The sequence below is a fragment of the Mizugakiibacter sediminis genome, assembly GCF_000953855.2.
Lineage (GTDB): Bacteria > Pseudomonadota > Gammaproteobacteria > Xanthomonadales > Rhodanobacteraceae > Mizugakiibacter > Mizugakiibacter sediminis.
In genome coordinates this window covers 48,611-69,709 of record NZ_DF970163.1, presented here as the reverse complement: position 1 = coordinate 69,709, position 21,099 = coordinate 48,611, and the positions used below count along the sequence as shown (strand labels likewise).

Below are 21,099 nucleotides of genomic sequence, written 5' to 3'. Positions count from 1 at the left end.
GCAGCCACGATGGAAACCCGAGCCCACCACGTCCTCATCGGCGCCTTCACCCTGCTGGTGGTGTTCGCCGCCCTGCTGTTCACGCTTTGGCTGGGCAAGACCCGCGCCGCGCGCGAGTACGCCTACTACGACATCGTGTTCTCCGAAGCGGTGACCGGCCTCAGCCGCGGCGGCCTGGTGCAGTACAACGGCATCAAGGTCGGCGAGGTGGCGATGCTGAAGCTCGACCCCGCCGATCCGCGCAAGGTGCTGGCGCGCATCCAGGTGGCCGCCGACACGCCGGTCAAGCAGGACACGCGCGCCAAGCTCGGCCTGCTCGGCCTGACCGGCGTCGCCTTCATCCAGTTGACCGGCGGCTCGCCCGGCAGCCCGCCGCTGCTGCCGTCGCCGTCGCACCCGGTGCCGGTGATCGAGGCCGACAATTCGGCGCTGGCCAGACTGCTCAGTTCCAGCGAGGACATCGTCACCACCGTCAACGACATCCTCAACCGCGTGCGCGACATGCTCTCCGAGGACAATCTGGAGCGCATCGACCACACCCTCGACCACCTCGACCAGGCCACCGCCGCGGTCGCCGACGAGCGCGAGGACATCCGCACGCTGGTGCAGCAGCTCGCCCAGGCCAGCCGCCAGATCAACACCGCGCTCGCCAGGGTCGACGCGCTGGCGCAGAGCAGCCAGCAGTTGCTGGACGGCGACGGCAAGGCCACGTTGCAGAGCGCGCGCGCGGCGATGGCCTCGCTGGATCGCGCCAGCGCCAACCTGGAAGCGCTGTTCGAACAGAATCGCGGCGCGCTGCAGAGCGGCGTGCAGGGCCTCGCCCAGCTCGGCCCGGCGATCGCCGAGCTGCGCGAGTCGCTGCAGTCGCTGCGCCGCGTCACCACCCGCCTCGAGGACAATCCGGCCGGCTTCCTGCTCGGCCGCGACCACAGCAAGGAGTTCGAGCCCAAATGAAGCGCCTGCTGCCCGGCCTGTTCGCGTTCGCCGCGCTGTCCGCCTGTTCGGTGCTGCCGCCGCGCGAAAGCCCCGACATCTACCTGCTGCCGCAGGCGGCGGCGTCGGCGCAGGCCGCCGCCGCGCCGCAGCCGTGGCAGTTGCGCGTCGACACGCCGCAGGCCGATCGCCTGCTCGACGGCAGCCGCATCGCCGTGGTGCCGCAACCCGGCCGCATCACCGTGTACAAGGGCGCGCGCTGGGCGGCGCCGGCGCCGCGCCTGCTGCGCGACCGCCTGATCGACGCCCTGCGCGCCGGCGGCCGCCTCGCCGGCGTCAGCAGCGACGGCGAGGGCCTGTACACCGAGTACCGCCTCGATTCGCAGTTGCGCGCGTTCCAGTCGGAGTACCGCGACGGCCGGCCGGTGGCGGTGGTGCGCCTCGACGCGATCCTGGTCGACGTCGCCCGCAACCGCGGCGTCGCCACGCGCAGCTTCCTCGCCGAGCAGCCGGCGGACGGCACCGCGGTGCCGCAGGTGGTCGCCGCCTTCGGCCGCGCCTGCGACGCGATCGCCGCGCAGGTGAGCGCGTGGGCCATCGACGCCGGCGAGCGCGACCGCCAAGCGGCCGCCGCCTCTCGCTGATGCGAGGCTAGAGGTTGTAGCCGCGCTCGTCGTGCAGCGCGATGTCGAGACCTTCGGTCTCGGCTTCCGCGTCCACGCGCAGCGTCACCACGCGCCCGACCAGCCACAGCAGCAGCGCGCTCATCGCCGCGCCGTAGACGATCACCAGACCGGCGCCCAGCGCCTGCCGCCCCAGTTGCCCGCCGATGCCGACGCCCGCGGGCAGGCCGCTGCCGCCAAGCGGTGCGGCGACGAACACGCCGGTGAGCAGCGCGCCGACGATGCCGCCGACGCCGTGTACGCCGAACACGTCCAGCGCATCGTCGTAGCCGAGCGCGCGCTTCAGCCGCGCCGAGGCGAGGAAGCAGGCGAGGCCGGCGCAGATGCCGATCGCCAGCGCGCCGAGCGGGCCGCAGGTGCCGGCCGCCGGCGTCACCGCCACCAGCCCCGCCACCGCGCCGGAGGCCGCGCCCAGCACCGACGGTTTGCGGTGCAACGCCCACTCCGCGCCCGACCAGGCGAGCGCGGCGGACGCCGCGGCGAGATGCGTGACCAGCAGCGCCATGCCGGCCTGGCCGTCCGCCGCCAGGGCCGAGCCCGCGTTGAAGCCGAACCAGCCGACCCACAGCATGGACGCGCCGACCACGGTGTAGCCGAGGTTGTGCGGCGGCATCGGCGTATGCGGATAGCCGCGCCGGCGCCCGACCATCAGGCAGGCGATCAGGCCGGCGATGCCGGAATTGATGTGCACCACGGTGCCGCCGGCGAAATCGATCACGCCGTGGTCGGCAAGGAACGCGCCCGGCCCGCCCCACACCATGTGCGCCACCGGCAGGTAGACCACGGTGAACCAGACGGCGACGAACAGCAGCAGCGCGGAGAAACGCATGCGCTCGGCGAACGCGCCGACGATCAGCGCCGGCGTGATCACCGCGAAGGTCATCTGGTAGGCGGCGTACAGCGCCTCCGGAATGCCGCCAACCAGCGCGTCGCGGCCGACGCCGCGCAGGCCGATCCTGGCTGCGCCGCCGAGGAAAGCGTGCCAGCCACCGCCGCCGGCGGCCATGCCGCTGCGGTCGAAGGCGAAGCTGTAGCCGTACAGCACCCACAGCACGCTGACCAGCGCGACGATGGCCAGGCACTGCATCATCACCGACAGCACGTTCTTCGCGCGCACCATGCCGGCGTAGAACAGCGCCAGCCCCGGCAGCGTCATGAACAGCACCAGCGCGGTGGCCGCGAGCATCCACGCAGTATCGCCGCGATCGAGCGTCGCCGTCCCCGCCTGCGCCGTGGGCGCAACCGCGCCCAGCACCAGCATCGCTCGTACGGCCCTGCCCATTCGCGTCGCCATGTCGCCCCCAAGCGGGTGCGCGTCGCCGACCCGCCCCCGGTCGCGCCCGCGTGGTGCCATGGTGCCACGGACGACCGCGCCGTGGAGCGCGGTCTCGCACTGTCACGCGCGCCGGCGTTTCGGCCGTCCAGACGGCCGCACGGCGCGGCCTCAGGAAGGCGTCAGGATGCGGCGGAAGGTGAGATTGAGGCGCGGGCCCACCGCGCCGCGCGTCTTCGGCAGATCGTGGCGATACAGCCGCTGGGTGGCGCCGGCCATCCGCAGCAGGCTGCCGTGCGGCAGTTCCAGCACGCGCATGATCGCGGCGTCGCGCTTGTGGCGCAGACGGAAGCGGCGCGCCGCGCCCAGGCTCAGCGAGGCGATCACCGGCGCCGGCCCCAGTTCGGGTTCGTCGTCGCTGTGCCAGCCCATCGAGTCGGCGCCGTCGCGGTAGAGGTTGGCGAGCACACCGTTGAACACGGCGCCGCAGGCGGCCTCCACCCGTGCGCGCAGCGCGGCCAGCGCCGGCGGCCACGGCCGCGGCTCGAAGCGCACGCTGGAGTAGGTATAGGCGGCGCCGGGATCGCCGATCCAGCACGACAGCCGCGGCGACGCCACCTCGCGGCCGAAGATGCGGATGCGGTGGCGCTCCCAGGCGATGGCGTCGACGAGTTCGGCGAACAGCGCGTCGGCCTCGGCCCGCGACAGCCAATCGGGCGCGAAGCGCACGTCGGCGCCGGGCAGGTCGATGGCCTGCCAGCGCGGCGGCGTGACGGCTTCGGGCTTGCGCGTCATCGGCGGGTCACGCATCGCGTCCGGGTGTCTGCGGTCGCGGCCACGGCCGCTCCTACAAAGATGTGCTGCGGTCGTTGGCCCCTGGTCGGAGCGGCCGTGAGCGCGACCCTGGCGCGCCGGCCAGCCGACGGCGCCGGGTTCAGCGCGCCCCCACCGGAAACTCCGGCGCGGCGTCCAGCGCGGAAGCGCACACTTCCGCCAATTCCAGCAGGCGCAGGTCGGAACCGGGCGGACCGACGAACTGCAGGCCGACCGGCATGCCGTCCGGCAGCGTACCCATCGGGATGCTGACCGCGGGACATGCGGCGAGGCTGGCGAAACCGGTCAGGTCGGCCTGGTTGGCCGGCGCCGGCGCGTCCAGCGGGAACGCGCCCTGCGGCGTGGTCGGCAGCACCAGCACGTCGACCTGCGCGAACAGTCGGCGCGCCTTCAGCGTGGCCTGGTCGAGCAGGCGGTCGGCGGCGACGTAATCGGCGGCGCTCTTGCCGCGCGCGTAGTCGAGCATGCGGCGGAACTCCGCCGACACCGGCCGCGCGGCGTCGGCGAGGTCCTCGGCGAAGGTGCCGAGCATCTCCGCCTCCATCAGCAGCAGGCCGGCGCGCCGCGTGCGGCCGAAATCCCAGTCGCTGAAATCCACCCTGCGGCGTTCGCCCAGCTCGCGCTCGAGGCGGGCCAGCGCGGCGTCGAACAGCGCGATCACGCCGGGCTCGACGCCGACGGCGGCGAGGTCGGGCAGCAAGCCGGTGCGCAGCCGGCCCGGCTCCCAGTCCGGCGGCGCCAGCGCGACGCGGCGCCGGCGCGAGCGCGGATCGTCGGCGTCGTAGCCGGCCAGCACCTGCAGCAGTACGGTGAGGTCGCCGACGCTGCGCGCCAGCAGGCCCACCGCGTCGAGGCGCCGCGCCGCCGGCACCAGACCGCGCGCGGAGATCTCGCCGTGCGTGGGCTTCAGCGCGCACAGGCCGCAGTAGCTGGCCGGGATGCGCACCGAACCCAGGGTGTCGGAGCCGATCGCGGCGACCGCCAGCCCGGCGGCCACCGCCGCCGCCGAACCGCCGGAGGAGCCGCCGGCCGTGTAGCCGCGGCGCAGCGGGTTGTGCGTGGGGCCGAAGTGGGGATTGCGCGTGGTCGCGCCCAGCGCGCCCTCGTCCATGTTGGTCTTGCCGAGCAGCACCGCGCCGGCCGCGCGCAGCCGCGCCACCGCGTGCGCATCGTGCTGGGCGATGCGCCCACGCCGGCTCGCCAGGCCGGCGGAAGTCGGCCAGCCGGCGATGTCGAGGTTGTCCTTGACCGCGACCGGCACGCCGTCGAGGCGGCCGAGCACGCCGTCGCGGCGGCGGCGCTCCGCGGCCTCGGCCTGCTCGCGCACCAGCGCCGGGCGCACGTCGACGAACGCGCCGAGCTGCGGATCCAGCCGCGCGATCGCGTCCAGGTAAGTGGCACAGAGTTCGCCGACCCCGACCCGTCCCAGCGCCAGCCAGTGCAGGGTCTGGATCAGGCTGGCGCCGCGCAAGGCTTGCGGAGACAGGCTCGCTTCGGGGATCGCATGCATGCGGGGGCTTCCTCGGGATGGCCGGATTATGGCGTAGACGCATGCTAAAACGGCGCTAACGCGTGCGCAGCGTTGCCGCTGCGGGCGCGAACCCGGACAATCGGCGCGTTTCAGCCCCGACCGAGCGGAGTGCGCCATGAGCGAACGCGAAACGATGGAATACGACGTCGTCACCGTCGGCGCAGGCCCGGCGGGCCTCGCCTTCGCGATCCGCCTGAAACAGCTGAAGCAGGACGTGCGCGTGTGCGTGATCGAGAAGGCCTCGACGATCGGCGCGCACATCCTCTCCGGCGCGGTGATCGAACCGCAGCCGCTGGACGCGCTGCTGCCCGGCTGGCGCGATCACCCGCCGCCGATCTGCGTGCCCGCCGCCGAGGACGAGTTCTGGTGGCTGACCCGGACCGGCGGCTTCCGCCTGCCGACGCCGCCGCAGATGAAGAACCACGGCAACTTCATCGTCTCGCTGGGCGCGCTGTGCGCCTGGCTGGCGCCGCAGGCGGAGGCGCTGGGCGTCGAGATCTATCCCGGCTTCGCCGCCGCCGACCTGCTGTACGACGACCAGGGCGCGGTGTGCGGCGTGCGCATCGGCGACATGGGCGTGGCCAAGAACGGTTCGCACAAGCCGGGCTACACGCAGGGCATCGACATCAAGGCGCCGCTGACCGTGCTCGCCGAAGGCGCGCGCGGCCACCTGACCAAGCGGCTGGTGGCGAAGTACCGCCTCGACGCGGAAAGCGATCCGCAAACCTACTCGATCGGCATCAAGGAGCTGTGGCAGGTGCCGGCCGGGCGCGTCAAACCCGGCAAGATCGTGCACTCGGTCGGCTGGCCGGCCGACAGCCGCACCTATGGCGGCAGCTTCCTCTACCACCTCGACAAGGACCGCGTCGCGCTCGGCTACGTCTCCGGCCTCGACTACACCGACCCGCTGTACCAGCCGTACGAGGCGTTCCAGCAGTGGAAGCACCACCCGCACGTGAAGCCGCTGCTGGAGGGCGGGGAGATCCTCTCCGCCGGCGCGCGCGCGATCGTCACCGGCGGCTGGCAGTCGCTGCCCAAGGTGGAGATGCCGGGCGCGCTGCTGATCGGCGACGGCGCCGGCCTGCTCAACGTGCCGAAGATCAAGGGCACGCACCAGGCGATCCGCTCGGCCATGCTGGCCGCCGAGCACATCGCCGAGAAGAGCACCGCCGCCGGCTGGGATGCGCGTCTGCGCGCCTCGCCGGCGATGGAAGAGCTGCGCCGCGTGCGCAACATCAAACCCGGATTCAAGAAGGGCGTGTACTTCGGCATGCTGAATGCCGCCTGGGAGACGATCACCGACGGCTTCTCGCCGTGGACCTGGCGCAACAAGGCCGACTACGGCACGCTGGAAAAACTCGGCCGCTACGAGCAGCCGAAGCGCGACTACGTCGAGCGCACGCTGCCGCCGCGCGACCGCCTCGCCGGCGTCTACTTCGCCGCCACCCAGCACGACGAGGACCAGCCAATCCATCTGCGCGTCGCCGACACGCAGGTGTGCGTGACCCGCTGCGCGGAGGAATACGGCAATCCCTGCACGCGCTTCTGCCCTGCCGGCGTCTACGAGATGGTCGAAGACGAAGCCGGCAAGCGTCTGCAGATCAACGCCGCCAACTGCGTGCACTGCAAGACCTGCGACATCAAGGACCCCTACGAGGTGATCACCTGGGTGACGCCGGAGGGCGGGTCCGGGCCGAATTACCAGAACCTGTGAACCGCGGCATGGCATCTGTCGCGCGCGCGACAGGCGCTCCCTCGCCGTGCCCTGCCCTCGTGGGGACGCCGCGGCGTCCCGCCGGCGTCGCAGGGTGGATCAAGCCGCGCCAGCGGCGGATCCACCGCGCTTGCGTGCCCCCGCCCTAGCATCGCCCGACCTGTTTCCGGATCCGCATCCATGCCATCGATCGCCCTCGTCACCGCCCGCGCCGGCCGCGCGCGACCAGGACCTCGCCCCGCTCGAGGCCGCGCTGCGCGGCGCCGGCGCCGCAGTCGCGGCGGTCGACTGGGACGATGCCGACGCCGACTGGTCGCGTTTCGACCTCGCCGTGCTGCGCTCGACCTGGGACTACACCGAACGCCTGCCCGAGTTCCTCGCCTGGGCGGCGCGCGCGGCGGCGCAGACCGCGCTGCTGAATCCGCTGGCGGTGGTGGGCTGGAACACCGACAAGCACTACCTCGGCGACCTCGCGCGCGCCGGCGTGCCGGTGGTGCCGAGCACCTTCGTCGAACCGGGCGAGGACGCGGCGGCGGCGCTGGACCGCTTCCTCGCCGCGCACGCGGACGCCGCCGAGTTCGTGGTCAAGCCGTGCGTCGGCGCCGGTTCCAGCGGCGCGCGGCGCCACGCCCGCGCGCAGCGCGCGGCGGCGCTCGCGCACGCGCGCCGCCTGCTCGATGCCGGCCGCAGCGTGCTGCTGCAGCCCTATCTCGACCGCGTCGACTCGCACGGCGAGACCGCCCTGCTGTTCTTCGACGGCGTCTTCAGCCACGCCATCCGCAAGGCGCCGCTGCTGCCGCGCGACGCCGCCGCGCAGCGCGCCGGCTTCGATGGCGAGCGCATCGCGCCGCGCGCGCCCAGCGCCGCGGAATTCGCCGCGGCGGAACGCATCCTCGCCGCGCTGCCGTTCGGCCCGCTGCTGTACGCGCGCGTCGACCTGCTGCACGACGCCGACGGCCGGCCGCTGCTGCTCGAACTCGAACTGACCGAGCCGTCGCTGTTCTTCGCGCAGGCGCCCGGTTCGGTCGAACGCTACGCCGCGGCGATCCTGCGGCGCTGCGCCGCGCCACGGGCCGCCGCCACGGCCTGACCGCCGTCAGCCGATGGCGGCGGGCGAACGGGTATGATCCGTCCATCGCTCATCACGGAATGGATACCATGCGGGTTCTGGTCGCCGGCGGCGCCGGCTACATCGGTTCGCACACCTGCGTCGAGCTGATCGAGCGCGGCCACGAAGTGCTGATCCTCGACAACCTGTGCAACGCCTCGCCGCGCGTGCTGGAGCGCATCGCCGCGATCACCGGCCGGCGCCCGGACTTCGTCGAGGCCGACGTGCGCGACGCGCGCGCGCTGGCCGCGGTGTTCCGCGAGCGGCCGTTCGACGTGGTGATCCACTTCGCCGCGCTGAAGGCGGTCGGCGAATCGTGGGAAAAGCCGCTCGCCTACTTCGACAACAACATCACCGGCACCATCGTGCTGCTGCAGGCGATGCGCGACGCCGGCGTGAACCGCCTGGTGTTCAGCTCCTCGGCCACGGTGTACGGCGACCCCGACGCCTGCCCGATCCCGGAGTCCGCGCCGCTGCGCGTGACCAACCCCTACGGCCGCACCAAGCTGGTGATGGAGGAGCTGATCGGCGACCTCGGCGCGGCCGATCCCGCGTTCCGCGCCGCCGTGCTGCGCTACTTCAATCCGGTCGGCGCGCATCCGTCCGGACTGATCGGCGAGGATCCGGCCGGCGCGCCGAACAACCTGATGCCGTACGTGTGCCAGGTCGCGGTGGGCCGCCGCCCCTACCTCAACGTGTTCGGCAACGACTACCCCACCCGCGACGGCACCGGCGTGCGCGACTACCTCCACGTGGTCGACCTGGCCCGCGCGCACGTCGACGCCATCGACGCGCTGGCGCGCACCGGCGCCGGTTTCACCGTCAACCTCGGCACCGGCACCGGCTACAGCGTGCTGGAAGTGGTGCGCGCCTTCGAGGCAGCGAGCGGCCGGCCGGTGCCGGTGCGGTTCGCGCCGCGCCGCGCCGGCGACGTCGCCGCCTGCTACGCGGACCCTTCGCTGGCGGAACGGCTGATGGGCTGGAAGGCCGAGCTCGGCCTCGAACGCATGTGCGCGGACGCCTGGCGCTGGCAGTCGGCCAATCCGCGCGGCTATGCGCCATGAGCGCTACCGGCAACGCCCGCCGCTCCGGGTTAAAATGAGCGTTTGAACGGCACCACGTCCCGCCGCGGCGGGACCCTCACAGGCGAGGAATCACCCGACATGAAGATCCTGGTCGGCTACAAGCGCGTGGTGGACTACAACGTCCGCATCACCGTCAAGCCGGACGGCTCCGGCGTGGCGACCGAGGGCGTCAAGCTGTCCGCCAATCCGTTCGACGACATCGCGTTGGAGGAAGCGCTGCGCCTGCGCGAGAAGGGCGTGGCGACCGAGGTGGTGGTCGTCGGCATCGGCCCCGCCGACCTGCAGGCGCACCTGCGCAACGGCCTCGCCATGGGCGCCAACCGCGCCATCCACGTGGTCGCGCCGGACGCGGTGCAGCCGCTGACCGCCGCGCGCGTCTTCCTCAAGCTGGTCGAGAAGGAACAACCGCAGCTCGTGATCGTCGGCAAGCAGGCGATCGACGACGACTGCAACCAGACCGGGCAGATGCTGGCCGCGCTGTGGAACCGCCCGCAGGCGACGTTCGCCAGCAAGGTCGAGGTCGCCGACGGCAAGGCGCGCGTCACGCGCGAGGTCGACGCCGGCCTGGAGACGCTGGAAGTCGACCTGCCGGCGGTGATCACCACCGATCTCCGCCTCAACGAGCCGCGCTTCATCAAGCTGCCGGACATCATGAAGGCGAAGTCGAAGCCGATCGAGACGGTCGAGTTCGCTTCGCTGGGCGTCGAGCCCGGCGATCACCTCAGGATCACGCGCTACGCGCCGCCGCCGAAGCGCCAGAAGGGCGTGATGGTGAAGGACGTGGCGGAACTGGTCGCGGCGCTGAAGGCCAAGGGCCTGCTGTGACGCGGGCGGCCTGGTCGCCGCGGCTTCGGCCGCGGTCCGCAAGGCACTCCGAACCCGGGGCTGAAGCCCCTCCCGCAGCAATCGTGTAGGGTGGGCCCGAGCCCACCCGACGCACCGGTGGGCCGCGGCCCACCCCACGAGATACGAAGGGCAAGCCATGAGCAAGATCCTGATCGTCGCCGAACACCTGGACGGCAAGCTCAACCCCGCCACCGCCAAGTGCATCACCTGCGCGAAGCAGATCGGCGGCGAGATCGCCGTGCTGGTGCTGGCCGACGCGGTCGACGCGATCGCCGCCGAAGCGGCGAGGCTGGACGGCGTCTCGAAGGTGCTGACCGTCGCCCGCGCCGAGAACGCGCACCCGCTGGCCGCGGTGTACGCGCCGCAGGTCGCCGCCGCCGCGGCCGGCTACAGCCACGTGCTGGCGCCGTCCACCACCTTCGGCAAGGACCTGCTGCCGCGCGTCGCCGCGCTGCTCGGCGTCGCCCAGGTCAGCGACATCATGGCGGTCGACGGCGCGTACACGTTCAAGCGGCCGATCTACGCCGGCAACGCCATCGTCAGCGTGGAGGCGCCGCAGGACCGCGTGCTGCTCGGCACCGTGCGCGTCGCTTCCTATGCCGCCGCCGGCAGCGCCGCCGCGGCCGCGCCGGTCGAAGCGCTCGCGCTCGACGTCGCGCTGCCGAGCCACACCCGCTTCGTCGAGCTCAAGCAGGGCAAGAGCGACCGCCCCGACCTGCAGAGCGCCGCGCGCGTCGTCTCCGGCGGCCGCGCGCTCGGCTCGGCCGAGAACTTCGCGCTCATCTACAAGCTGGCCGACAAGCTCGGCGCCGCGGTCGGCGCCTCGCGCGCCGCGGTCGACGCCGGCTACGTGCCGAGCGACCTGCAGGTCGGCCAGACCGGCAAGATCATCGCCCCCGAGCTGTACATCGCCGTCGGCATCTCCGGCGCCATCCAGCACCTCACCGGCATCAAGGACGCCGGCACCATCGTCGCCATCAACAAGGACGCCGAGGCGCCGATCTTCGAAGTCGCCGACATCGGCCTGGTCGGCGACCTGTTCACGCTGGTGCCGGAGCTGGAGCGGGCGTTGGGGTGACGCGGCCGAAATCGACCTTTCCCGAAATCACGTCGCGCACCGCGGTGACCGCACACGGCGGCCGCACCGTCAGCCCCCCACGACCGTCCGTCATCGGGGCGGGTTCGCGGCGCACGCGCCCACGGACCTGCCCTCTCTGCAGCGGCCGATGCGTGCGCCGCCCCGCCCTCAGTGGCCATCGGGAAACAGCCTGTCCGTTGGCTCGGGGCGAGTCCGCGCGTGGCGCGACGCAGGCACATCGTCGTCCCATCGGAAACGCGTCCTGGCATGCGCCGGACGCGCAGGGGTTGCGAGAGCACGGAACGGCGCCTTCTCAACCCCATCGACAGCGCCCTCCCGTTCACGTCGCTGGGGCGCACGGTGCAGCGTTTGCCGATCGAGGCACGAAAGCGGACCGCGCGGTCGATCATGCCGCGCGGTCGGCCCGCCGCACGAGGATCGTCAGGGGACGCTCGTCCAGCCGCTCGGATACGAGTCCACGTAGTAGTAATTGAAAGAAGCGCCACTGAACAACCACATGTACATGGCACCCGACGAGAGCTTCCAGACGATATCGCCGTAGCCGTCGCCATTGAAGTCGCCCGTGGCCACCGCCTGCAGCCCCGTGTTGGTCTGGAACTGCAACTGCTGCGCGATACTCGCCCCGTTCATCACCCAGACAGTGACCGCGCCGCTGGACGGGTTGTACCAGATCAGGTCGGTTTTGCCGTCGCCGTTGATGTCGGTGGCTCCGGCGAGCACGAAGCCGCCGGGATGAACACCGACGTAGTAGTAGTTGAAAGCGGCGCCGTCGAACAACCAGATGTACAACGCGCCGTTTGGCGTCTCCCACAGCAGGTCCGCGCTGTGATTGCCGTCGAAATCGCCGCTAGTCAGCGCCTTGAGCCCCGTATTCGTCGTGAATCCACGCCAGGAAACCATGCTGGCGCCGTTCATCAGCCAATAGGTCACCATCCCGGTGCTCGGGTTGTACCAAAACAGATCCGCACGGCCATCGCCATTCACGTCCCCCACCCCCGCAAGCACCCAGCCGACGGGATACTTCGCGACATACTGCGACGTAAACGTGGTTCCGTTGCTCAGCCACATATATATGTCGCCAGCAGCCGTCGACCACAGCACATCGGCATCACCGTTGCCGTCGAAGTCCCCCGCGCCGAGCCGCTGGTAACCCGCAGGGACGCTGAACCCCTGCCAGGAAGTGCGGGACGCCCCATTCATCAACCAATAGGTCATTAAGCCAGAACCGGCGTTGTACCAGAACAAATCCGATTTGCCGTCGCCATTCGCGTCCTGTGGCGGATTGGTGAGCGGCACCTTGGTGGCTTCGAAACTGGAGACGATGGCCGCGGTTTGATTAAGCGTCCTGGCATTGTCCGCCTGGTTGGCGACGCCGCATGGAACGTTCTGGCACAGAAGATTGGGGTTGGAGAAGACCTGGACCGATTCCTGCGTCATGTCCTCGTAGGCCATGATCGTGCCGAAGCCGGTGTTGCCGCTGACGGCGGTCTTGTAGCCATAGGAATAGGGATACGCGCCGGGAATCGGATTCTGGTTGCTGTCCTTGCTGGCGTGGGCGATGTCGTGCGCGGCCCCCATGGTATGGCCGAGCTCATGCGTCAACGTTTTGTCTTCGCAGTAATAAGTCTTGTTCGTGGCCGGATCGACACTCGTGCCGTCCTCGACGACCGCCATGCCCGCCGGATAATCGTCCTGGACGACTCCGACCGCACCGGCACCGTTCAGCCAGGCGATGCCGCAGCTTCCGTTGGAGGCGTAGTCGTACTTGCGCACCAACGCGACCAGGTCGGCACCGTACTGCACGCGCAGGGTCGGCAGCGTCGACAACGAGGACGGCATCGTCACGCTGTTGCCGTTGTTGTCGAAGCCGGAGAGATCGTACAGCGCGTTGTCGTTGAGGGTGTTGTCCGGATAGCTGACCTTGACCGTTTTCACCAGCCGCAGGCGCAGGTTGATCTGGCTGTTGACATAGCTCTGGTTCGCGTACGCCACCAGATAGTTGAGCCGGGTCAGGGCAGCGGCGTCCGAGCCCTGCGCGGCCGCGAAACCCGAGGTGTAGGCGATCATCAGATCGATCACCGGACCGGAGGTGGCGACCGCCCCCGCCGTGGCCTGCGCCGGCGCGGACTGCAACGGCGCGGTCGTGTCTTCGCTCGTCTTGAATCGCAGGTTGACGCCGCGACGGAAACGCGCCACCGGCGGCGCCAGCGCATCGTCGCGGCGCATCGCGGTGCCGACCAGCGCCGCGCTTTGCGCGGCCAGGCCGGGATCCACCTGCGCGAGCCACGCCTTGCCCTGCCGCCGCACGATGTGGAGTGCGCGGCCGGAGGGCGTGGGAATGGTGCCGAACACGGCGTCCTTGCCGAAGGTCAGCACCACCGGCTGCTTGCCGATCGCGGTGTCGGCTTCGCCGATCCAGCTCCAGTCGCCGTTCGCGTATAGTTCGTGCCGCACGTACTTGAGGTAGGTGCGTCCGCCCGAGGGCAGCGGCATCCACAGGCCGGTGCCTTCCGCGGCGGCTTCGATCGCCTGGTTCTCGTCGATGGCGGCGGGATAGAGTTTGCGCACGCCTTCGGTGACCGAATTGGCGTACGCTGATGCGCCGAGCAGATAGTGGTCTTTGGATTGCGCTGCGGTGACGGGGGCCAGTGCCGCCAGGATCATCAGGACCAGGAAGTAACGCACGCGGAGATTCCTCACTACTGCGATCGAACGTGTCCCTTTCCGGAAGGGATGGCGGGGGATTCTAGCGGACTCATCGGCATCCAAATCGTGCTTCGTCGTTAAGAGACGATTAAAATCCTCTGAATCTTTCGCTAGGCTTGCGTATACTATTTTGCATTTTTGACAACGCAGCCGCCCGATCACGAATAGCCCGCCGCATGGAAACGGAACGCATCTGGACCCCCAGCGAAGAGCGCATCGAGCGCTCGAACCTGAACCGCTTCCTGCGCTTCGCGCGCGAGGAGACCGGCAACGAGGATCTGCGCCGCTACGCGCCGCTGTACGACTACTCGATAGCCCATCCGGAGCGGTTCTGGACGCTGGTGTGGGACTTCTGCGGCGTGCGCGCCAGCGGCGAGCGCGAGCCGGTGCTGGTCGACGGCGAGCGCATGCCCGGCGCGAAGTGGTTCCCGAACGTGCGCCTGAACTTCGCGCAGAACCTGCTGCGCTACAAGGACGACAGGCCCGCGCTGGTGTTTCGCAACGAATGGGGCCATCGGCGCCAGTACACCTATGCCGAGCTGCACGCCGAGGTGGGCCGCGTCGCGCACGCGCTGCGCGAGGCGGGCGTGGTGGCCGGCGATCGCGTCGCCGGCTTCCTGCCGAACATGCCGGAGACGGTGATCGCCATGCTGGCGGCGACCTCGCTGGGCGCGACCTGGTCGTCGTGCTCGCCGGACTTCGGCATCAACGGCGTGGTCGACCGCTTCGGCCAGATCGCGCCGAAGGTGCTGTTCACCGCCGACGCCTATCCCTACGGCGGCAAGACGCACGATTGCCTCGACAGGATCCGCGGCGTGCTCGATCGCATCCCCAGCATCGAGCGCCTGGTGGTGATCCCCTACTCCGGCCAGCCGCTGCGACTGCAGGGCCTGCGCGGCGCCGTCGCCTGGCCGGAGTTCGCCGATAGCGTCGAGCACGCGCTCGAGTTCGTGCCGACGCCATTCGACCACCCGGTCTACATCATGTATTCCTCGGGCACCACCGGCGCACCGAAGTGCATCGTGCACGGCGCCGGCGGCACCCTGCTGCAGCACTTGAAGGAACTGGTGCTGCACACCGATCTCAAGCGCGAGGACCGCATCTTCTACTACACCACCTGCGGCTGGATGATGTGGAACTGGCTGGTATCCGGCCTCGCCGTCGGCGCCACCGTGGTGTTGTACGACGGCTCGCCGTTCCATCCCGACGGCAACGTGCTGTGGGACCTGGCCGACGAGATCGGCATCAGCGTGTTCGGCACCAGCGCGAAGTGGATCGCCGCGATCGAGAAGGCCGGCATCCGGCCGCGCGAGACGCACAAGCTGACGGCGCTGAAAACCATCCTTTCCACCGGCTCGCCGCTGGCGCCGGAGAGCTTCGACTACGTCTACCGCGACGTGAAGGAGCGCGTGCTGCTGTCGTCGATCTCCGGCGGCACCGACATCATCTCCTGCTTCGCGCTGGGCGCACCGGTGCTGCCGGTGTACCGCGGCGAGCTGCAGTGCCGCGGGCTCGGCATGAAGGTCGAGGTGCTGGACGACGCCGGCCAGCCGGTGCGCAACGCGCCGGGCGAACTGGCCTGTCTGGCGCCGTTCCCCTCGATGCCGGTCGGCTTCTGGAACGATCCGGACGGCGAGAAGTACCGCAACGCCTACTTCGCCCGCATCCCCAACGTCTGGTGCCACGGCGACTACGCCGAGCTGACCGATCGCAACACCGTGATCATCTACGGCCGCTCGGACGCCACGCTCAATCCCGGCGGCGTGCGCATCGGCACCGCCGAGATCTACCGCCAGGTCGAGCAGGTGCACGAGGTGCTGGAGTCGGTCGCGGTCGGCCAGAAGTGGGAAGGCGACGAGCGCGTGGTGCTGTTCGTGCGCCTGCGCGAAGGCCTCACCCTCGACGACGGCCTGCGCGAGAAGATCCGCCAGCAGATCCGCGCCAACACCACCCCGCGCCACGTGCCGGCGAAGATCCTGCAGGTGGCCGACATCCCGCGCACCATCTCCGGTAAGATCAGCGAGATCGCGGTACGCGATACCATCCACGGGCGCACGGTGAAGAACACCGACGCGCTGGCCAATCCGCAGGCGCTTGCGCACTTCTGCAACATCCCGGATTTAACCGTCTGACGAACATCGCCGGGCCGCGACGCCCGCCTGCATCAGGAACCGCACGGTGACGACGAGCGAGAGGATACTTGCGTATTCAGCACCCGACAGCGCGCGCTTTGGTTTTCACGTCGTGCGGGGGTACGCCCCCGATGCCGACCCCGATCGGCTGTGGAAAGCAATCGTCGATGCCAACGCGGATCTGGCGATCATCCGCACGCCGACGACCCTCGCGCATCGGATGTCGAAGCTAGGCGCCTTCGGCGCAGAAGTCATCCACGCCGATACGCTGGTTTACTATGCCGCCGAGCTCCGCAACCTCGATCTTGTCGCCCCTGCCAATACGCGCGTGAGCATCGCCACGGCCTCGACGGCGGACATGGCAGAACTCAGCGCGGTGGTCGCAAGCGTGTTTCGGGATTATCGCAACCACTACCACTCGAATCCCGTTCTCGACGCAGAAAAGGTGCTCGCCGGTTATTGCGAATGGGCCATTCGTCATCTCGGCGATCCCTCGAACAAGATTACCTGGCTCGCCCGCCATGAAGGGCGGATCGTGGGCTTCCTGTGCTGCAGCCACGATGTCGCCGCCTCGACGGGCGAATTCGTTCTGAACGGCGTCCTCCCCGAATTTGCCAGGAATGGCATCTACAGCAGTCTTGTGCGTATCGCGCTGCAGTGGTTTCACGAGAATGGCTTTGCGCGCGTGCGCGTCTCAACGCAGATTGGCAACCTCGCCGTACAGAAGGTGTGGCGGCGCGAAGGCTTTGCCATGGTGGAGGCTTACGACACTTTTCATGTCAACGCCTTTCTGCACGCGCCGGATGTCGAACACTGCGCTGCGTACAGCTTTTCGATTGAGCCGACGGCCCCACCATATACGTCATCGTCGGTGACCGACTTGATCGACTGGACTTCGCGCCGCGCAGTTCTCGATGCACCGCGTTTGCGCGTCCGTAGCTTGCGCGTGGCAAGCTTCGAAGACGCCTTCGCTTTGCAAACGGCGGCACACCGCGAGTACAAGCTGATTCCCTCGGCGAATTCCAGCGGTGCGATGAAAGCCGTAGGTATTCTTCGCGATGGCGAAGGACGGCCGTTGTATGCGGCGTACATCGATCTTTCACCTTAATAGAAACGTCTTTGCCACCATGGACGCGCTCATGGGCTATTTCCTCATCCTGTTGACGGTGCTTTTGACGGTTTACGGGCAAATCGTGATCAAATGGCAGGTCAATCTCGCCGGTGCGTTACCCGCGCAATTCTCCGAGAGAACACTTTTCCTGCTCAAACTTATCGTCAACCCATGGATCCTGAGCGCCCTGGCCGCCGCCTTCCTGGCATCGATCGCCTGGATGGCCGCCATGACGCGCTTCGAGTTGAGCAAGGCTTACCCTTTCATGGCACTCAACTTCGTGCTCGTCGGCATACTCGCCGTGCATCTTTTCGGGGAAACCGTCAACCCGGCCAAGATCGTCGGACTTGTCCTGGTGATCGCCGGACTCATCGTCTCCAGCCAAGGATGAATCATGCGGATTCCATTCAATAAGCCGTACATGACGGGCCGCGAGCTCGAGTACATCGCCGAGGCGCATGCCAGCGGCCATTTGTCGGGCGATGGTTTGTTCACGAAACGTTGCAACCAGTGGCTGGAAGCCCGACTCGGCGCAAAGCGCGCGTTGCTGACCCATTCCTGCACCGCCGCTCTCGAAATGGCGGCGCTATTGCTCGACCTGGCGCCCGGCGACGAGGTCATCATGCCCTCGTTCACTTTCGTGTCCACTGCAAACGCTTTCGCACTGCGCGGCGCGGTGCCGGTGTTCGTCGATGTCAGAGCCGACACGTTCAACATCGACGAAACCTTGATCGAGGCAGCCGTCACCCCGAGGACCAAGGCCATTTGCGCGGTGCATTACGCCGGCGTCGGTTGCGACATGGATGCCATCATGGCCGTTGCCGAGCGCCATCGATTGTTCGTAGTCGAAGATGCCGCGCAGGGTGTCCTTTCCAGCTACAAGGGCCGGCCGCTGGGCAGCATCGGTCATTTGGCCGCGCTGAGTTTCCATGAAACGAAAAACGTGATCTCGGGCGAAGGTGGCGCCCTCCTCATCAACGACGATCAGTTCGTCGACCGCGCCGAGATCATCCGGGAGAAGGGCACCAACCGATCCAAGTTTTTCCGCGGGCAGGTCGACAAGTACACGTGGGTCGACCTGGGTTCTTCGTATCTGCCTGGCGAGATCGTCGCCGCCTTCCTGTGGGCGCAACTCGAGGAAGCCGACAGGATCACGCGCGAACGGCTCGCGATATGGGAAACCTACCACCGCGCTCTGGAGGAACCCGAACGGGACGGGCTGCTCCGCCGCCCGATCGTGCCAGAAGGATGCGTACACAATGCGCACATGTACTATGTGATCCTGCCGTCGCTCGCCATACGCAGCGGCGTGATCGAGTACATGAAGCAGCAGGACATCCACCCCATCTTCCATTACATACCGCTGCATGATGCGCCGGCAGGCAAGCGCTACGCCCGCAGCATCGGCGATCTTCCGGTTACGCGTCGGGTAAGCGATACCCTGCTCAGATTGCCCTTGTGGTTGCCCGACCTCGATGCTCATCGCGTCATTGCCACGCTCCAGGATGCCCTGCGTGCCCACCGCCAAGCCTGACATAAGTGTGCTGGTCCCCGTGTACTGCTGCGCGGATTGTCTCCACGAGCTTTGTGCACGCGTCGACAAGGCCCTGACGGCCATCACGCAACGCTACGAGATTGTCCTGGTCTGCGACGGCAGTCCGGACGACTCCTGGCAGGTCATCGAACAGCTCGCGCGCTCCGACGCGCATGTGCGCGGCCTGCTGCTTTCACGCAATTTCGGCCAGCACTATGCCATCAGCGCCGGGCTCGACCGGTGCGAAGGCGAGTGGGTGGTCGTGATGGACTGCGACCTGCAGGACAGGCCCGAAGAAATCCCGCGCCTGTACGCGAAGGCCCAGGAGGGCTACGACATCGTTTTCGGTGCGCGGGCCCGCCGTCAGGACGGACTCCTCAAACGCTGGTTGTCCCGCATCTTCTACGCCGTGCTGAATTACCTCAGCAGCGCCGATTTCGACGCACGCACCGCCAACTTCGGCATTTTCCACCGGCGGGTAGTCGACGCGATCCGGCGCATGCCGGAGAAAACCCGCTTCTTCCCGGTCCAGGTGAAGTGGGTGGGATTCAGGCGTTGCGCGATCGAGGTCGAGCACGGCGCCCGCGAGCACGGGAGCAGCAGCTACGATCTGCATAAGCTGCTCAAGCTAGGCGCCGATATCATCCTGGCCAATTCGGACAAGCCCTTGCGCGTCTCGGCCGTACTCGGATTGCTCATCTCACTGCTGGCATCCGTCTACGCGTTGTGGACGCTGGTTCGCTACCTGCGCGGCGAGGTCAGCGTACTGGGCTATACCAGCTTGATCACATCCATTTGGCTGCTGGGAGGCCTGATCCTTTTCAGCCTCGGCGTGCTCGGCCTTTATCTCGGAAGGGTGTACGAGAGCGTAAAGGACCGGCCGATTTACCTCATCTATCGCGATACCCGAGGCACCGACGCTGCCGGCACTGGGGACAAGATGCCATGAAGAATGCGCAACACCTCATGTTCGACAGATTCTCGAGCGACGTGGCGCTGCGTCAAGCGCTGCTGTTCGCTTGGGTTTTGCTATGCGTCTTTTTGAGCAAGGGGTCAGCGCTTTTGGGAGGATACGCGCTAGACGACTACAAGCTTTCGCTTGGCGCCGATAGCGAATCCACTCGACAGCTCGCAGCGCACTTTCTGTCGCAGGGACGCTACACATTCGTTCCAATCACGCTGGCTCTTGATGCCGTCGGAATTAACTTCGTCCAAATACAGTTTCTTGCTGCTGCTCTTTGTATCAGCGCTTATGCATATTTCATCGCCACGGTTTTTTCTTACCCGTTATCCCTAGGAACATCATTTGCCGCGTGCTTAATCGGATCAGCAGTAGCCGCTTCCCATCCATACGCCGCTGAATACTTCACATTTCGCCAAGCCGATCTACCCATGGCCATTGCTTGGCTGCTATCCGCCCTATCGCTCCGTTTGGCGGCAAGGCAGTTCCGGCAGAGCACCGATGAGGCCATCGAAAAAAATTCTTTACGACAGCGAGTTCTGGTTTCGTCGTTGGTGCTCACATTGGCTGCAGGCATCAATCAGCTTGTGGTTCCGGCCACTTTTTGTGGGCTGATCGGCATGTTTGCGCTTCCGAGACACAGAAGCGGTCACGGAGATCAGTTCTCATATGACGGCATAAGAATTGCGTTTCTTGTTCCGGCATTCGCAACGATTGCGTATGTAATCATCAATCTTCTTTTGTCCCGCCTTTTTTCGCTTCCCCATGAGAATAGGGCCACATTGATCGGGGTGGCCGATATCCCTCAACGCTGCATCGAGGTGCTCTCGCTGCTGAAGCGCATGGTATGGGATGGTGAACCCATACTTTCACACGGAGCGAAAATCGCTTTCGTGGCAGCCCTTCTCCTCTCAGCGGGCCTCGCGTTCATCCAAAACCGCTACCGCACTGTCCTCATTTTGGCATGTGGCGTTTTGATGCTGGCAGCCACGATCGCCCCCGTCGCGGTAGGCAAGAGCTGGTGGCCTGTACCACGCTCGATCTCTGCTTATGCGATTGCTAGCGGTATCGTTGCCGCAGGTCTTGTTGGTGGCGCTCTGCTCTCCCGATCCGGAGCGTTTGTGATCTGGTCTTTCCCCCTATTGGCACTCTCTTTCAGCAGTGCGTCCGTATTTTTCGACCAGACGCGATTGAACCGCTGGGATCAATTGCGAGCTGCCTTAATCCTTCACGACGTCGAAACTCATTTTGGCAAGAATGACAGTCGACCTATACTGATCGGCAATCCCTCATGGGGATATCCTTCGGGCCTCGGTACAACTCAAGGCGACATGAATATTTCGGCATTTGCCAAGCCATGGTCCATCAGCGGTCTTTTTACTGAGGCCACGGGCACGACGCGGAAAGTGTTCATCGGTGACGACATTAATAAGGCATGTATCGGAAAGCCGAACTGGCCGACTGCAGGTTCTCTGTCCGAGCGTGGTGACGCCATACTTGTTTGCTTGTAAAGCACGATGCAAAGTGGGCACTTCTGGGATCCAGCCAT

At 67.6% G+C, this 21,099-nt stretch carries 17 protein-coding genes; 13 read left to right on the top strand and 4 right to left on the bottom strand.

Annotated elements, in window-relative coordinates:
* Positions 1 to 9 precede the first annotated feature (9 nt).
* Together MBSD_RS04885 and MBSD_RS04880 are read left to right on the top strand one after the other, a co-directional pair.
* Positions 10 to 954 (top strand): MlaD family protein, encoded by a 945-nt coding sequence (locus tag MBSD_RS04885; RefSeq protein WP_062535604.1) that lies wholly within the window; start codon positions 10 to 12, stop codon positions 952 to 954.
* The gene (locus MBSD_RS04880; RefSeq protein ID WP_062535602.1) at positions 951 to 1,577 is read left to right on the top strand and encodes an ABC-type transport auxiliary lipoprotein family protein; all 627 of its coding nucleotides are present in this window, start codon (positions 951 to 953) and stop codon (positions 1,575 to 1,577) included. The genes MBSD_RS04885 and MBSD_RS04880 overlap by 4 nt, the downstream gene beginning before the upstream one ends.
* A 7-nt stretch (positions 1,578 to 1,584) precedes the next feature.
* Here the strand turns inward: MBSD_RS04880 and MBSD_RS04875 are convergent, their stop codons facing one another.
* From MBSD_RS04875 to MBSD_RS04865, 3 genes are all read right to left on the bottom strand, one after another.
* Entirely contained in the window at positions 1,585 to 2,802 is a 1,218-nt protein-coding gene (locus MBSD_RS04875; RefSeq protein WP_336603251.1) for an ammonium transporter, read from the bottom strand.
* A 258-nt stretch (positions 2,803 to 3,060) separates the two neighbouring features.
* Entirely contained in the window at positions 3,061 to 3,684 is a 624-nt protein-coding gene (locus MBSD_RS04870; protein ID WP_062535600.1) for an alpha-ketoglutarate-dependent dioxygenase AlkB family protein, read from the bottom strand.
* 139 nt (positions 3,685 to 3,823) lie between these two features.
* The gene (locus MBSD_RS04865; protein WP_062535598.1) at positions 3,824 to 5,233 is read right to left on the bottom strand and encodes an amidase; all 1,410 of its coding nucleotides are present in this window, start codon (positions 5,231 to 5,233) and stop codon (positions 3,824 to 3,826) included.
* Between the two features lie 136 nt (positions 5,234 to 5,369).
* Between MBSD_RS04865 and MBSD_RS04860 the strand changes: the two genes are divergently transcribed.
* The 5 genes from MBSD_RS04860 (at position 5,370) to MBSD_RS04840 (ending at position 11,085) form a co-directional block, all read left to right on the top strand.
* A complete protein-coding gene (locus MBSD_RS04860; protein WP_062535596.1) occupies positions 5,370 to 6,968 on the top strand; it encodes an electron transfer flavoprotein-ubiquinone oxidoreductase in 1,599 nt (532 codons plus the stop codon).
* A 130-nt stretch (positions 6,969 to 7,098) separates the two neighbouring features.
* On the top strand, positions 7,099 to 8,058 hold the full coding sequence (locus MBSD_RS04855; RefSeq protein WP_201797454.1) for an ATP-grasp domain-containing protein: 960 nt from the start codon (positions 7,099 to 7,101) through the stop codon (positions 8,056 to 8,058).
* A 68-nt stretch (positions 8,059 to 8,126) separates the two neighbouring features.
* Entirely contained in the window at positions 8,127 to 9,140 is a 1,014-nt protein-coding gene (galE, locus tag MBSD_RS04850; protein WP_062535624.1) for a UDP-glucose 4-epimerase GalE, read from the top strand.
* A gap of 99 nt (positions 9,141 to 9,239) precedes the next feature.
* Entirely contained in the window at positions 9,240 to 9,986 is a 747-nt protein-coding gene (locus MBSD_RS04845; protein WP_062535594.1) for an electron transfer flavoprotein subunit beta/FixA family protein, read from the top strand.
* Positions 9,987 to 10,143: 157 nt separating this feature from the next.
* Entirely contained in the window at positions 10,144 to 11,085 is a 942-nt protein-coding gene (locus MBSD_RS04840; protein WP_062535592.1) for an electron transfer flavoprotein subunit alpha/FixB family protein, read from the top strand.
* A 441-nt stretch (positions 11,086 to 11,526) separates the two neighbouring features.
* Here MBSD_RS04840 and MBSD_RS04835 read toward each other — a convergent pair whose 3' ends face one another.
* Positions 11,527 to 13,791, bottom strand: a complete 2,265-nt coding sequence (locus MBSD_RS04835; protein ID WP_062535590.1) for a reprolysin-like metallopeptidase — start codon at positions 13,789 to 13,791, stop codon at positions 11,527 to 11,529.
* 197 nt (positions 13,792 to 13,988) lie between these two features.
* On the opposite strand from MBSD_RS04835, the gene MBSD_RS04830 reads away from it, so the two are divergent.
* From MBSD_RS04830 to MBSD_RS04805, 6 genes are read left to right on the top strand one after another with little or no spacing between them, the layout of a single operon-like run.
* Entirely contained in the window at positions 13,989 to 15,944 is a 1,956-nt protein-coding gene (locus tag MBSD_RS04830) for an acetoacetate--CoA ligase (protein WP_062535588.1), read from the top strand.
* Between the two features lie 46 nt (positions 15,945 to 15,990).
* Complete coding sequence (locus MBSD_RS04825; protein ID WP_062535586.1) at positions 15,991 to 17,052, top strand: GNAT family N-acetyltransferase; 1,062 nt, start codon at positions 15,991 to 15,993, stop codon at positions 17,050 to 17,052.
* Between the two features lie 19 nt (positions 17,053 to 17,071).
* Positions 17,072 to 17,446: a DMT family transporter gene (locus MBSD_RS04820; protein WP_237071748.1), complete on the top strand. Its 375-nt coding sequence runs from the start codon at positions 17,072 to 17,074 to the stop codon at positions 17,444 to 17,446.
* 3 nt (positions 17,447 to 17,449) lie between these two features.
* Entirely contained in the window at positions 17,450 to 18,589 is a 1,140-nt protein-coding gene (rffA, locus tag MBSD_RS04815) for a dTDP-4-amino-4,6-dideoxygalactose transaminase (RefSeq protein WP_062535584.1), read from the top strand.
* Positions 18,570 to 19,538 (top strand): glycosyltransferase family 2 protein, encoded by a 969-nt coding sequence (locus MBSD_RS04810; RefSeq protein ID WP_237071747.1) that lies wholly within the window; start codon positions 18,570 to 18,572, stop codon positions 19,536 to 19,538. Before rffA ends, MBSD_RS04810 begins: the two co-directional genes overlap by 20 nt.
* The gene (locus tag MBSD_RS04805; protein WP_082306489.1) at positions 19,535 to 21,061 is read left to right on the top strand and encodes a glucosyltransferase domain-containing protein; all 1,527 of its coding nucleotides are present in this window, start codon (positions 19,535 to 19,537) and stop codon (positions 21,059 to 21,061) included. The genes MBSD_RS04810 and MBSD_RS04805 overlap by 4 nt, the downstream gene beginning before the upstream one ends.
* Positions 21,062 to 21,099: the final 38 nt, after the last annotated feature.